General features: G+C 64.7%; 13 protein-coding genes and 1 pseudogene. 12 read left to right on the top strand and 2 right to left on the bottom strand.

Annotation, left to right across the window (positions count from 1 at the left end; translation table 11 throughout):
• Nucleotides 1-4: 4 nt before the first annotated feature.
• Together RM445_RS19225 and RM445_RS19220 are read left to right on the top strand one after the other, a co-directional pair.
• Nucleotides 5-352: a histone-like nucleoid-structuring protein Lsr2 gene (locus RM445_RS19225; protein ID WP_311558070.1), complete on the top strand. Its 348-nt coding sequence runs from the start codon at nt 5-7 to the stop codon at nt 350-352.
• A 65-nt stretch (nt 353-417) separates the two neighbouring features.
• A complete protein-coding gene (locus RM445_RS19220) occupies nt 418-549 on the top strand; it encodes a hypothetical protein (RefSeq protein WP_311558068.1) in 132 nt (43 codons plus the stop codon).
• Nucleotides 550-1278: 729 nt separating this feature from the next.
• On the opposite strand, the gene RM445_RS19215 is transcribed toward RM445_RS19220, so the two are convergent.
• Nucleotides 1279-2052 carry a nuclease-related domain-containing protein gene (locus RM445_RS19215; protein ID WP_311558066.1) on the bottom strand — a complete coding sequence of 258 codons (774 nt, stop codon included), beginning with the start codon at nt 2050-2052 and terminating at the stop codon, nt 1279-1281.
• Between the two features lie 72 nt (nt 2053-2124).
• Here RM445_RS19215 and RM445_RS32425 point away from each other — a divergent pair, with 72 nt between their 5' ends.
• The 8 genes and pseudogenes from RM445_RS32425 (at nt 2125) to RM445_RS19175 (ending at nt 8740) form a co-directional block, all read left to right on the top strand.
• Entirely contained in the window at nt 2125-2763 is a 639-nt protein-coding gene (locus tag RM445_RS32425) for a transposase (RefSeq protein ID WP_397469372.1), read from the top strand.
• 792 nt (nt 2764-3555) lie between these two features.
• Nucleotides 3556-4206: a hypothetical protein gene (locus RM445_RS19205; protein WP_397469363.1), complete on the top strand. Its 651-nt coding sequence runs from the start codon at nt 3556-3558 to the stop codon at nt 4204-4206.
• Between the two features lie 161 nt (nt 4207-4367).
• Nucleotides 4368-4580: a hypothetical protein gene (locus RM445_RS19200; RefSeq protein WP_311558065.1), complete on the top strand. Its 213-nt coding sequence runs from the start codon at nt 4368-4370 to the stop codon at nt 4578-4580.
• A gap of 1 nt (nt 4581) precedes the next feature.
• Nucleotides 4582-4728 carry a hypothetical protein gene (locus RM445_RS19195; RefSeq protein ID WP_311558064.1) on the top strand — a complete coding sequence of 49 codons (147 nt, stop codon included), beginning with the start codon at nt 4582-4584 and terminating at the stop codon, nt 4726-4728.
• Nucleotides 4725-5348, top strand: a complete 624-nt coding sequence (locus tag RM445_RS19190; protein ID WP_311558063.1) for a hypothetical protein — start codon at nt 4725-4727, stop codon at nt 5346-5348. The genes RM445_RS19195 and RM445_RS19190 overlap by 4 nt, the downstream gene beginning before the upstream one ends.
• A 220-nt stretch (nt 5349-5568) precedes the next feature.
• Nucleotides 5569-6081 carry a hypothetical protein gene (locus RM445_RS19185; RefSeq protein WP_311558062.1) on the top strand — a complete coding sequence of 171 codons (513 nt, stop codon included), beginning with the start codon at nt 5569-5571 and terminating at the stop codon, nt 6079-6081.
• Nucleotides 6082-7159: 1078 nt separating this feature from the next.
• Entirely contained in the window at nt 7160-7825 is a 666-nt protein-coding gene (locus tag RM445_RS19180) for a class I SAM-dependent methyltransferase (protein WP_311558061.1), read from the top strand.
• Nucleotides 7826-7942: 117 nt separating this feature from the next.
• Nucleotides 7943-8740: pseudogene (locus RM445_RS19175) on the top strand (transposase family protein).
• A 62-nt stretch (nt 8741-8802) separates the two neighbouring features.
• Here RM445_RS19175 and RM445_RS19170 read toward each other — a convergent pair.
• Nucleotides 8803-9195, bottom strand: a complete 393-nt coding sequence (locus RM445_RS19170; protein ID WP_311558060.1) for a hypothetical protein — start codon at nt 9193-9195, stop codon at nt 8803-8805.
• Nucleotides 9196-10301: 1106 nt separating this feature from the next.
• Between RM445_RS19170 and RM445_RS19165 the strand changes: the two genes are divergently transcribed.
• Nucleotides 10302-10790, top strand: a complete 489-nt coding sequence (locus RM445_RS19165; protein ID WP_311558059.1) for a hypothetical protein — start codon at nt 10302-10304, stop codon at nt 10788-10790.
• 1171 nt (nt 10791-11961) lie between these two features.
• Nucleotides 11962-13152: an IS701 family transposase gene (locus tag RM445_RS19160; RefSeq protein ID WP_311558058.1), complete on the top strand. Its 1191-nt coding sequence runs from the start codon at nt 11962-11964 to the stop codon at nt 13150-13152.
• The last annotated feature ends 315 nt before the right edge of the window (nt 13153-13467 follow it).

Below are 13467 nucleotides of genomic sequence, written 5' to 3'. Positions count from 1 at the left end.
GGCAATGGCGCAGCAGACGACCGTCCGGTTCGTCGATGACCTCGACGGATCGGACGCATCGGGTACTTTCGACTTCTCCCTGGACGGACGGCAGTACCAGATCGACCTGTCGGACGAGAACGCAGCCAAGCTGCATGACGCCTTGGCTCCCTTCATCGGGGCTGCCCGCAAGACCGGAGGTCGTGCACGCGGACGTGCTTCCCGTCCGACAGCGGTGGCCGAGAAGCCGGGCCGTTCGAACCGCGACCAGACCACCGCGATCCGGCAGTGGGCACGCGAGAACGGCCACGAGGTCAACGAGCGCGGACGCATCTCGAAGTCGGTTATCGAGGCGTACCAGGCCGCGCACTGACCGCGAAAGGGGCGCTCACGGTCTCAATTGAGCGCCTCTTTTCTGCGTCTGCGGGGAGTGCATCCGTGGGCGATGACGTCAGCAGCATGGAACTCGGCGAGCATGTCGTCAACGCCCAGCTCCTGGACCTCGACAGTGCCATCGATGCGTCCCAACATGGCAGCCCCGGTTTACCCCCGGAAATGGTCAGCAAATGACCACAACCCCCATGTAGCGACCGCAAGATGGAGTCGTTGTCCAGGCAGGTGACAACATCTGATCGCAGGTTACAGCTCCCGTTGAAAGCAGTCGATCTTGACTCCGCGGGTTGCTGGTTCCGGGCCCACAGAGGAGGGGCGACGTGTACGAGTAGCCGTTTCTGTTGCGCCTATGGTTGCAGGACAACCGGGCACCCCTGGTCTACCCCCGGAGATGGTCGGCAGACGACCACAAGGACCGCCCACCGACGACGACGTCGCCCAGCGGTCCACCCAGGCAGCGGCATGTGTCAGCAGGCGACCGCAGCCGACGAGCGGCGTCGATCTTGTTTCGCAGGGTTACTGGTTCGAGTGGAGTCGCCGTAGCACCCCCTCGCATGAGCCCGGCAGGTCTGGCTCGAGTATATGAGGACGGCCTATTCAGTGCCCCGGCCTCGACTTGAACCCGGCCCTTTCACGCCAGGCGCTTCTCGCCGGGATCTAGCCTCGCAGGGAGCGGCCGGAGAGAGTGATTATCGCTTCGCCGATGGCCTCGGACACCAACTGGGTTGCTTCTCGGCCGGCAGCTCAGAGTCCTCGGCGACGACTTGATCGCCGCCGAATCTTAAAGGCGGTCGACCGCGCTTACCGCAGGACGTGAAACACGTTCATGCAGTGGCCCGCCTGACACCTCGTTCTGCCACGCCATCCCGGGCGTGACGGTCGCAGCACCGGCCAGTCGCCTCGCGATCATCTTCCTGACCTGCGTCGGTCCGGTCCCGGTCCCATGCTGTCGAGGCACCAGCCGATCGGGTTCCACGTCGCCGCGCGGCGGGCTATGGCGTACACCGCCGCGGCTTTCTCATGGTCGAGCACGGCGGGAAAGCCACGCAACGTGTCGAGCAGCTTGATGCTTCTTAACATCGTTACACGGCTCGGCTGCGTACCGACCACGAACTGGCCCCCGACGATGACGACCACAGACTGCACCGGCACCCGCCCAACCAGATCCGGCCGATCAGGAACGAGGGCTTGCAGCAGGAAGCCTGCGACACGCAGGGCCTCACGGCGGACCTTGAGCATGTACTCCGTCTGATGGCCGTCGACCTCGAGCCCGTCGCGGTGGATGCGGACCCAGACGTCCGGGGTCCAGTCGCCTGGTGCCCGCTTCACGGGGCGGTAGTCCTCGCTGTTGACAATCATCACGCCGGGTGGGCCGACGACCAAGTGATCGACGCTGGTGGAAATGCCGCCGCTGCCATCGCCGAGCGGAACGGAGTGCAGCACGAACCACCCGGTCGTCCGACCACGCCAGCGATCCCACCGTGACGGCTCGGTAAGCGTGGCCAGGAGATCACCGATCGCTGATTTGCTATCCGACTTATGCGGCGACGACGGGTCCCTCCCAGCCTCTTCGGCCCGCCGCCGGGCCTCCTCCGGGGTGACCTCGATGCCGGGCAAGTTGCGGGCAAGGTCTACCCAGCCCTCGTCACCGGTGCCGTTCGACCCTGTCACGTCCCGCATGTCCCACAGTGTCCCCCGGTGACGTTGGGCGGGGTGCCGGTACAAAACGCCGCAGCACACTTGTGCTCGTCGATGGTCCAGATCCGCATCGTGACTCCAAGCTGGCGGAGGCGAGCTAGAGCGTGTTTGGGATCGGGTTCGCTCGTTGGGCTCGGTGTGGCTCGTGGTGATCTATCGCAGCAGCAGCGGGAGATCCTGGAAGCGGTACTGCCGGTCAAAGCGGTCGGGCGGCGGCGGCCTCGGGATCACCGACGGGTGATCGACGGGATCCGCTGGCGGATCCGGACCGGGGCGCCGTGGTGTGACATCCCGCAGCGGTACGGGCCGGACTTGACCACGCCGCCTCTACGAGCGGGGTTCGTCGGAAGGCGATCACGTCCGGCTTGGTGGCCGAGACCGGGTCGGCCATGCGGCGATCGGAGTGGACTCCCGGGGCGGCGACGTGGTTACGCGACGACGACGTGCGCCGCGACAACGCCGGCTTGCAGTACGACGACGCCGGCCACGCTCTGGTGGCAGCCCAGTCCGCGATGCTTGGGCACGCTGCGGATGACGCGCAACCCCCCAGACATCGAAGACCTCTTACAGGAGACCTTCCTCAGTCGGACCTCCGCATCGCGCACTCAAAAAATCGGGAGCAGGTCGCGGCGGCATGTCGACTCGAGCGAGTCGTCATTACTCGCGACTTTAGCTCCGCCTGGTCTTTGTTGACAGCGGATGTTGACAGCAACGAATACCAACCGCCCGATGCCGGCCGCGGCGCTGCTGAACGACTCCTCGCTGGTACGAGACGTCGTCAGACGGTCACGTACGACGTGCCCAAGCCTGGGAGTCAAAGGGTCAAGAGTTAAGACTTCGCGGAAGTCGTGCGAGCGGGTCATGGCCGAGGTCAACTTGTTCGGACGCGCGATGCGGATCATGGGTAGGGGCAGCTGCCGACGCCCGGGGGTACGCCGGTGGGCGTGCAGGTCGGGTTTGACGGGGCCGGTACGACGCCGGTCTCTCGGTGGGTGATCGGCGGTGCCGAGCGGCTTGGCCGTGGCTGATGGTTGGCCTGGTAGCGGTCGTAGGCCCGTTGGCTGTCCTCGGCGCTGCGGGCGCCGGGCAACGGCACTCTCGGATCGGGCCTCCGAGGCTTAGAAGGGGTGGCTGCGGGCAACGGCTTCGGCGAGGTTTTCCGTGCGGGAGGGGTTGCTCGCTTCGTCGCCGGCCTGGTCTTCGGCTTCGCCGGCGGTGCCGTTGTCGGCTTCGGCGATGCTGATGTTGTCCGCGGGGGAGGCGGGTCCGGGGTCGAGTGCTGGTGGTCGGCGCGGTTCTGGCCGTCGTGGTTCCTCTCGCGGATGCAGCCGCGGGTGTTCACGGTGTGGGCGAGTCACCCGACGGTGGCCGGGGGAGGCGGCTCTGCGGAGCAACTGACGAGGTCTACGCAACGACCCGAACCTGCGCGCCGAGTGCGAAGCCCAGCGGATCGGCTACGTGCTTGCCATCGGCTGCGACCGCCGCGTGCCGACTCCGGCCGGCCCGGTCCGGGCCGACGCCCTCGTCGCCGGCCTGCCCCGATGGGCCTGGCAGCAGCTCTCCGCCGGCGCGGGCGCCAAGGGTGAACGCTTCTACGACTGGGCGTGGATCACCCTCACCCCGGACAGCCACGCCTGCGGCGCTGACACCGACATGGGGTGCTGGTGGCTGCTGGTCCGGCGCCATCGCCGCACCGGTGAGCTGGCGTTCTACCGCTGCTACTCCCCGCAGACGGTGCCGCTGCGTGAGCTGGTCCGCGTCGCCGGGCGCCGCTGGGCCATCGAAGAATCCTTCCAAGCTGGCAAGCGCCTGGCCGGGCTCAATGAACACCAGGTCCGCCGCTGGACCTCCTGGCGGCGCTGCACGCTGCTCGCGATGATCGTGCACGCCCTACTGAGCGTGATCGCCGCCAACGAGCACACCGACCGACCCGCACCCACCGGAATGATCCCATTGTCCTGCAGCGAGATCCGCCGCCTGTTCACCGTCCTCGTCGTCACGCCCCCCGCGTCCCGGCCTGCCCGCGAGCCTGGTCGAACTGGCGCCGACGCCACCAACACCGAGCCCGAACAAGCCACTACAGGCGTCAGGAGACAGCTCGACGACGGCCATAACGACCTACGGCTGGAGTACTAGAAGTCATCGTCACCGAGCTGTACGGGGCTCCGCCGGAACCTGAACGCCCGCAGCTCATACTCGTCCCGACAGAACCTGAACCGGTACGTCCGAGCTGCCCGCCCTGCTGGCTCGCCGAGGCGGACTGGAACACCGCCGAGCTGAACTATGCCGAGAAGGTCATGATCCGGCTGGCCATCGACGTGGTCGGCGGTCGGAACCCGAAGGCGTCGGAAGCGTTCTGCACCGCCGCCCAGCACTTGGGCGCGCAGGGTCGCACGCGGTACGAGCTGCTTCAGGAACTTGCCGGCATTCTCGGCCTGTACGGGGTCGAGCCGATCGGGACCGTCCGCCGGGCCATCGAGCTACTTAAGAGTGGAAAATATAGGAGGTGACATGACTGATGAAGCTAAAGAAGAAGACCTGCAACGGGAATGCTCCACCTGCGGGCATCCCAAAGTAGCACATTCGGTATTCAGCGGATGCGTCCGCTGCAAAGGTGACGATTGGTGCGACATGTTCGTCGCCAAGGTGGCCGAATGAAGACCAGTGCCAAGCCAGCCTGCCGTTGCGGCTGCAGCCTGGAGTTGACTGCCGACGCCTACTTCCTGCAGTACCTGACTGAGCGGTTACAGGCGTTCGAGGCCGAGCACCGCGGCTGCCGCCAGCGGCCTGACGAACCCGCGCCCCAGGCACTGCCGGACGTACCGGTCATCCGGGAAGCCGAACCCGGCCGCAACGTAGCCGATCCGATCAACAAGGCCAGGGCGAAGGAGCCGGTATCGACGGCCTGGAAGCGGTTTGACGGCCCGGACCGCACCTGCGCGATCTGCGGCGACAGCTTCAGCCCGAAGCGCTCCAACCAGACGCTCTGCGGCAAGCCGGAGTGCAGGAAGGCCCGCCGGAAACAGCATGCCGACAAGTTCAACGCAAAGGTCAGAGACAGAAGACTGCCAAGATCGCGGCCGATGACCACGAAGCCCGCGAACTTGAAGCAAGGCTGCGGGCGGCAACAGCGCCAGCCGTCCAGACCTTCCGCCGCGGGCCGAGCTCCAACCCGCAGTCGGCGCCACGGATTAAGTTCCGCCGGGTGCACCTGCCCTCAGCCGGTGAGTACGCACCGCCCGGCAGCCCTGAGGCAGCTGCGGCGATCGAGCGGGTGAAGGCCGCCGAGAAATCTGGTCAGGGCGTCCCGGACTTCAACGGCACCGTCAGGCTTGCTCAGAGGTAGCTCCGCAGCCTGAGGTGGATCGAGTACACGGTGCGCCTGTCCGCTGCCGCTTGGCGGCTTCCGATGATGCCGACAGAGTGAACCTAGGCAGTGTCTTATTCGTCGAGCGCTATAGTCTGCTGTGCCTGCACGCACCAGTCACTGGAGGCCCGTTGACGACCCTCGCCGACAGGCTATTTGTCGAACTAGATCGTCAGCTTGCCGAAGTAAGGACCATCGCTGACGGCTTGGCGGCGCGCAGCGGAATCCTTGTTAGTGCTAACGCGCTTGCCGCTGGCCTTCTCGGTACCCGCTTCGACGAGCTCGCCCAACTTCCCTTAACTGTAGTGTCACTAGTTTTGTTCGGGCTGGGTGCAACGTTTGGCTTCGCCGCTATAGCCCCATCTATGTACGTCGGCATGTCAATATCTAGGCTGACTTACTGGCTAGGCACCATTCCTAACGTGCCGGCAAGTGACGCAAGCGACACACCTACCGGAAACAGCACTTTAGAATTCTTCACGGAAAAGCTTATCTTCGTTAAACGTAACCACTCCCTCCTGCATCTGGCACGAGTGTTCTTTTATATCCAGGGCGTGTTAGTAGTCGCGGCCGTTTCTGCCGCCTTCCTCGCTCTCACTAGTCAAATAGATTTCCCATTGGTCGTAGAAGGACCGCTACAGTGACGAGTCCGTCCGGCCGCGATCTTGATAAGGAATCTGGGAGATTACTTGCACTGACGGAAGCGGATGTCCTTGCGGCGGGACGACGCCTTCAGCGGCACAGCAGGACACCCGGCGCGCTAATCAACAATATGCTGATCGATCGTTCGACGGTCGGCCTGATCGCAGGCATGCGCGGAGTCAAACGCTCCGACCTTATCGCCTCGACGTTTCTTTCCGAGCTTACGAAGGGCAGGTCTTCGACCGTAACGAAGTCGAGCGGCGCCTTCCTTCAGAGTTTACGGATGCTCTTAGTATTGGTCATCGTGGAGATGATGTTCTACTTTGTGGCTCTGGGATTCGTTTCAGTGTGGATAGGACAAGCGACAGCATTGGAGGCATCTCGAGTTGCGGCGCCATATGTAGTTGCCGGCCTCGTACTTCTGGTTGTTCCGATCCCAGTATTTAGTCTCTCCGTCTCAAGCTCGCGGATCCTCCGGCACCTGACCCCGGGTCCGAAACGTATGCGTCAGCCTTCGAGACGACGTAAGCGATGAATCTGGGCCACACCCGCTCTTCGCTGGCCGATCTACGGCCCGATGGAACTCGTTATTGAATAGATTTTCTACAGAGGTAGCTCGATCAAGCCCTCCTCCCTTGACAATCCCTCTCCATGAAAGCAATCCAAGCCACCCCAGAAGCGAGCGTCGCCCACTCTGCAATGTACGAACCTGAGCCAGATATTTGTTCAGCAATGACCAACATGGTTGAATAAGCGCATGGAAGACCGGCCGTCACGCACCGAGATTTACGCGGATGATTTTCCCGACGTGTACCGAGATCCCGGCATCGACGTCCGCCGGCTGGGCTGCATCATGCTGGTCACTGAGCCTTTGCCAACCTGGTGAGGGATCTGGCCAGCGGTTGTGCGGCGTGGCGTGCGGTCCGGGAGTGGATGTGCCAGCGCTGCGGCCGTCGTGGGCAGCTTGGTGGGGGCGGTGGTAAAGGTGGTGCCCACCGTCCTGGGCGGACGGATCGATCGCGTTGCCTTCGCGGTTGGTGTCCGACACCTACGTCCGACCTGTTCCCTAGAGTCCGGCGGGTGGGTGAGAACGAAGCGTTGGATCGGACCCGCCGAGACTACGACGAGGTCGCCGAGTTGTACGACGACATGGTGCGACAGGGCGACCAAGTCATCGATGCGCTGTCAGCAGGGATGATCAACGCCTTCGCCGACCTCGTCCGCGCCGGTGGATCGGTGGGTGCTGTGGTCGATGCGGGTTGCGGTCCCGGACAGTGGACCGATCACCTGGATCGAGCCGGTATCCGGGCTTACGGGATCGATCTGTCACCGGCCATGGTCGCGATCGCCCGCCGGTATCGTCCCGACCTGCGCTACGAGGTCGGTTCTATGCTCCATCTCGACGCAGGGGACGAGTCGATCGCGGGCATCCTGGCGCACTTCTCGTTGATCCACACGCCGCCGGACCTGCTTCCGCGCGTCCTGACCGAGTTCGCCCGAGTGGTAGAGCCGGGCGGACCCCTGCTGATCGGTGTGCAGATCACCGACACCGCAGACGCCAACGGTTGGGTCCCGTACGACCACAGAGCCTCACCGGCGTATCTGTGGACCCTCGACGGGCTCGCCGACCGACTGCGCGAGCACGACTTCGCCGAGCTCGGACGGCTGCGAATCGTTGCTCCGGCGCCAGGCAAGCCCCCCGCCGGATACCTGCTGGCGCGCCATGACGCCAGAAGTAACGAATGAATTTTGCCGACCTGGGCGGGCAGTCAGCGGTGTGCAGCGTGGCGTGACCTCGAATGGGTGAATCTCCTGGTAGACGGGCGATTGCCTAGATCAACACGTCCGACCAGGAGCTTCAACGTGCTGTCCTACCCGTCCGGGATGACCGTGTCCAGCCGCGCCCTCGGCGTGCTCTCCGATGCGCTGCGAGCGCATCGCAACCAGCGCCGAACCCGGTGGCGGAAGCTCTCGCCCGGCCGGCAGGCGCTGCTGGTGGTCGCGCACCTGCGTAAGGGCGAGACCTACGCCGACCTGGCCTGGGGCTTCCGCATCGGGACCTCGACGGTGTACCGGTACATCCGTGAGGCGCTCGAACTGCTCGCCGCGATGGCTCCCACCCTGGCTTAGGCGGTCGAGGTCGCCCGCCGCAAGGCGTTCGTGATCCTCGACGGCACCCTGCTGCGCATCGACCGGGTAGGCATGACATCGGGCTATGACCGGGCCTTCTACTCCGGCAAGCACAAGGCCCACGGGCTGAACGTGCAGGTCGTCGCCGACCCGATCGGCCGGCTGGTGTGGATCTCGCCGCCGCTGCCCGGCGCGAGACATGACCTGGGCGCTGCCCGTGAGCACGGGATCATCGACGCGCTGGCCACCCACGAGATCCCCGCGGCGGCCGATACCGCCTATCAGGGCGCCGGGCCGACGGTCGCGGTTCCGCAGCGGCGCCGTCGGAAGGATCTGGGCACCGGCCGCTACCGGCGCCTGTCCCGGAACCAGAAGGACGTCAACACCGCCCACGCCCGCCGCCGTGGACCCGGCGAGCGGGCCAACGCCGAGCTGAAGAACTGGCGGGTCCTGCGGAAGATCCGCTCCAGCCCGAACACCGCCCACCGGCTCATCGCCGCAGTTCAGACCCTCATGATCGCCAGCGCATGATCAGGTTGGCAAAGGCTCAGTGGTTCGCGTCGAACCGTCGCCCGATCCGAATACCGACTATCTCAAGGTGGTCCTTGAATTCCGAGCGAGACATCGGCGGCCTGGAGTCGGTAGTCCTGGTCCAGGTCCCGATCTGTCGCCAGTGTCTCGAACACGTCCGCGCCGTCACGCTCGTCACGCGAGGAGATCCGCCCTGCCGCATCGAAGCGCATGGCAGGTGGCATGGCGCGGTCGTCGACGATCCATACGAGCGCGGTCTCCCCGACGAGCACACTCCCTGGTGTCTGACCGCCGCGCTGGGCGACCTCGTCCAGGGCATTCATGATCGTGTTATCCCTAAAGAGCGCCCTCAGTTCGGTGAACGAGCCGCCGGCCCCCTCAACGAGCCGATGAGCGCCAGCCCAGATCCGGTACAGGTCATCAAGATAGGGTCGCCCGCTGCACAGATCAGGCACGTGGGGCAAGGAAACGGCCGGTTCAACCGCCACGCTGAACGACGGATCGGATGAGTCTAAGGATCAAGGACCTCGTAGGGACTTACTCCTCCTCATCACTTCTGATGAGAAATCTTGCTATTCCTCGATGAAAGTTGTAGGGAGACTGCACCGTTGAACGCCGCCGAATTTTAACAGTGACCATGCGGATGGACTGCCACGGCGACCTTCGCCAGCAGCGAATGAATCTTCCAGCAGTAAAGCGAAGCTAAGCCTTGCGCCATGTCGGCGAATAGAGGATAGTCAACAGTCTCGTCGAGGACTGCCCGCAACTCCCCCTGAGGGCGTGGCCGAACAGCGCAAAGATTGGCGGCATTTTTCAACAATGGCGACGCCCTGCGTGTGATTCCTGCCGCAGTACTCATGCTCTTCACCGTGAAACGAGTGGACCCGAACAGCAAGCTGCGTGTCGAGGCGGAAGAGGCGAGGCATGTACAGGTCGCGGCGTTGGACTCTATTGGGCAAGCTTACCCTTGCGTGCGCAGCGGTGATGGCTGCTCCCTTTGCTGCACCCGCTCCCGCTCAGGCTCAAGGCGGCCAAACGGCCGTGAAGTTCTGCGTAATCCACGAGGACCGTAGCCCATTCCCCAACGTCCAAGTCTATCTGATCAACACGCCTCCCGGATGGCAAGTAGTCGCTAGAGGCTCGAGCGGTAGCAACGGCTGCGGCGTTTTTTACAACCAGCTCGCCGGATTGCGCTACAGGGTGGAGGCGAATCAGAACCCGAATGTCTGCCCCGGAGGATACGGGATCCTCGGCCTTAGTCCAGAGCGATCTGATGCATCACTTCCGGGCCAGGCGTACGATGTCGGCTCAATCGTAGCCTTCCGGACTCAATTTCAGAGCAAGGACTGCGAACCGGCTTGAACCAAGCAGCTCTCCCAGCGAACGGGGAGTGGCCAAACGCGCCAACCCTATTCCCTGATCTCCGCAAAGAGAGAGCTATCCAGGTGAGGAAGGATCCATCGCCATGGCACGTACCGCCATCCGTCATCGAGGGACCGACGTGGCCACACGGACACAGCGGTGTCGGATCACGCGGTCTGCTGCTCTGTGCAGGGCCTTCGTGATCACCGGCATCCTTGGCGTTCTCGTCGCAGGTGCCCCTGCGGTCGCCAAACCGATTGAGGCAGACCAGCAGGCCACGCGCACCGCCGTTAGGCTCGTTGCCGAGTCATGCAAGACAGTGAAGATCAGCAAGAACCTCAGGGGCACGCTCTCGGTAGTCAAGAAAGACTACCGCCTCGGCGCGGTCAACTTGCAGCAGTACTGGTGCTTCGATGGACAAAAGATAACGCACGCCGCTGAGCCAGTTGTCACTACCAGCCTAACTAAGGCCGCCGGGTTGAGCGTTGTCTGGAAGATTACTTCCAAAGTGTCGAACAAGATGGACCCTCAGAACGGTGGCTACTGGACGCAACAAGCTGTGGTCACTGGAACTGCCGACCAGTGCGTCCTCAAGTATGGATGCGTCTACGGAATACCCTTTACAATGGAGCTGTTGGTCTTCGGGGACGGCGAAACGTTCAACGTTAGACCCGGGAACATCGGGTGACGCGGCATCGCTGCGCGTCGGGTACGGGCGGCATCGGGGCTTGCGCCTCGTTAGCGGCCGGACCGCATGCAGTGCCAGCGCCTGCCCGCCGGCAACCGTGTTCGAAGCATCGTACGCGGGTGGACGTGCTCGGACGCTACCTCGACATCCTGCGGTAGGAGCCACTCGTCTGGTCACCTTCAACGCGAGTGAGCCCTTTCCAACTTGACCCCGTGAGTGGGTGGCCGTGCTACGGAGCCAAGCATATGCAGTCCCTGGCTCAGTCAGCACGTAGCCGGGTGCGTCCAGGCTGTCGGCCAAGTCCTTGCCTGCGACCTCACGGGGTCCTCAGGTCGACCTGTGGTCGGGCTGTGCCGAATACGTGCCGAAGTTTCCTCGACCGCTTGACGAGCGACACCATCTGCGCAGGTCACGGCGCCAACACAGACAGTGCCGCGGGTCCCCTTAAAAGGGTCTCAGTGTGGGTTCGAACCCCACGGGGGGAGCACCACTGGGGCACCACCGGGGGCGCCGCCGCCCTGATCTTTTCTAGGCCGCTGGCCACCGTCATCGCGTAGCCGTCGGCGTCAAGTGGTGACCATCCCTGGTCCGGTGGCGTCCGGCGGGCACCGGGTCCATCGAGGGTTCGGCACCGGCATGCCCACGAGTCGGCCTGATGAGACGCCTGTCCACCTCGAGGGGCGTGACCAACTATTGCGGGCTTCGCTCTGCCACATATCTACACGCGGATTGACCCCGCAGGAATGATCATAGACCGCCGCCCGCTTTTTCTCCCTCGGAGCGCCAACCAGCCTGCACGGCAAAAGAGGGGGCTCGACCTGCTCATGCAGATGCTTTGTGGGTCGTCATTGCACCGTCGGAGGATCAGCCGCGATCACTACCTCTACCGTGTTCGGGATGGACGACACCGCCGGTGGCTCCTGCCCAGTCTGGTCCCAGTGCGCCTCCTGCAAGGGGACGGAGTTTCTTCGAGTGCGCACCGCAGTGTGGCCTGAGACAGCCGGGTTGTGCTGGACTCAGTGCGACGCCTGAGTCATCTTTGGCAGGAACCTCCGCTGGAGCGCGACGTCCGGCTCTACCTCATCGAGGAGCACCGGAAGCACCTAGTACTGCAACGGCGGTTTCGGCGTGAGTGGGATGCTGACGGCTGTCGGGCGGTGATGATCGCCGCGTGGTCGATCTTGCCGGGTGGGTTGCGGCGTTGGACGAGTTGGTGGAGCTGATCTCGGGCCGGTTCTCGCGGGTGGAGCCGCGGCGGCGGGTCGGGACGTATCTGCGTGGGCTGCTGGCGGGGTTGGAGCGCAAGAACGGCTGGACGTTGGCCGAGCATGCGGGTGCGGTGTCGCCGGATGGGATGCAGCGGCTGCTGCGCACCGCGGGCTGGGATGTCGACGGGGTCCGCGACGACGTTCGCGGCTACGTCCTCGAGCGCCTGGGCGACGAGGCGTCGGGGGTGTTCGCCCTCGATGACACCGGGTTCATCAAGAAGGGCCTGCGGTCGGCCGGGGTGGCGCGGCAGTACACCGGAACCACCGGGAAGATCGACAACTGTCAGATCGGGGTGTTCCTGGCCTATGCCAGCAGCAAGGGCCGGGCGCTGGTCGACCGGGAGCTCTACCTTCCGACGTCGTGGACCGAGGATCGGGATCGTTGCACCCGCGCCGGAGTTCCGGATGAGGTCGGTTTCGCGACCAAGCCGCAGCTCGGGATGGCGATGCTCGAGCGCGCCCACCGGGCGCAGGTGCTCGCCGGTTCCTGGGTGACCGCTGACGAGGCCTACGGTCAGAACCCGACCTTCCGCGGCTGGCTGGTCGATCATCAGGTGCCGTTCGTGTTGGCCACCCGCAACGACGATGTGCTGGTCAGCCCGGACGGACACCGCCGCCAGGCCAGGGTCCTGGCCACCATCGCCGGCACCGCGGCCGACGGGTGGGAACGACGCTCGATCGGCCCGGGCGCGCACGGTGAGCGCGACTACGACTGGACCGCCGTCGCTCTCGACACCGCCGGGCTGCCCGCCGGGTGGGGGCACTGGCTGCTGGTCCGCCGCCAGACCCACCCCGGCGAGGGCAAGAAGTACCGGGACCTGGCGTTCTATCGCTGCGCCGGGCCCGCGGCGACACCGCTGCGGGAGTTGATTCGAGTCGCCGGCGCACGCTGGGCGATCGAGGAATGCTTCCAGGCCGCGAAGAACGAAGCCGGCCTGGACCAGTACCAGGTCCGCGACTACCGAGCCTGGTACGCCCACATCACCCTGGCCATGGCCGCGGCGGCCTACCTCGCCGTCACCCGCGCCACCACCGCCGACGTCAGCACTGGCACGGCGGAAAAGGGGGACCCGCGGCTGGCCACTACGGCTTGATCCGGCTGTCGGTCAACGAGATCCGCAGGCTCCTCGCCGCCCTCGCCCTGCACCCCACGACCAGCCTGGACGCTGTTCTGCGGTGGTCGATCTGGCGCCGACGCCGACAGCACCAGGCCCGCGCCTGCCACTACCGACGCCGCGGTGATCGCCCACCACCCTGAACCGCCGTTGCAGTACTAGTACTCCAGCCGCAGTTCGTGATCGACAGTGGTCTATCCTCTCGATCTTGTGTTCGTGGAGGAGGATCTTGCTGCGTGGTCGGCCGGGTTGGACGGGTTGTTCGCGCAGGTCGCGGGCAGGTTCTTCCGGCCT

Origin of the sequence: Pseudonocardia charpentierae (assembly GCF_031845345.1) — a bacterium.
In the GTDB taxonomy this organism is placed as follows: Bacteria; Actinomycetota; Actinomycetes; order Mycobacteriales; family Pseudonocardiaceae; genus Pseudonocardia; species Pseudonocardia charpentierae.
This window is presented reverse-complemented; position numbering and strand designations above follow the sequence as displayed.

What these genes read in the sequence shown, in the direction of transcription:
- RM445_RS19225 (WP_311558070.1), top strand. Translation starts at nt 5, where the DNA reads ATGGCGCAGCAGACGACCGTCCGGTTCGTCGATGACCTCGACGGATCG.
- RM445_RS19215 (WP_311558066.1), bottom strand. Translation starts at nt 2,052, where the DNA reads ATGCGGGACGTGACAGGGTCGAACGGCACCGGTGACGAGGGCTGGGTA.
- RM445_RS32425 (WP_397469372.1), top strand. Translation starts at nt 2,125, where the DNA reads ATGGTCCAGATCCGCATCGTGACTCCAAGCTGGCGGAGGCGAGCTAGA.
- RM445_RS19200 (WP_311558065.1), top strand. Translation starts at nt 4,368, where the DNA reads ATGATCCGGCTGGCCATCGACGTGGTCGGCGGTCGGAACCCGAAGGCG.
- RM445_RS19195 (WP_311558064.1), top strand. Translation starts at nt 4,582, where the DNA reads ATGACTGATGAAGCTAAAGAAGAAGACCTGCAACGGGAATGCTCCACC.
- RM445_RS19190 (WP_311558063.1), top strand. Translation starts at nt 4,725, where the DNA reads ATGAAGACCAGTGCCAAGCCAGCCTGCCGTTGCGGCTGCAGCCTGGAG.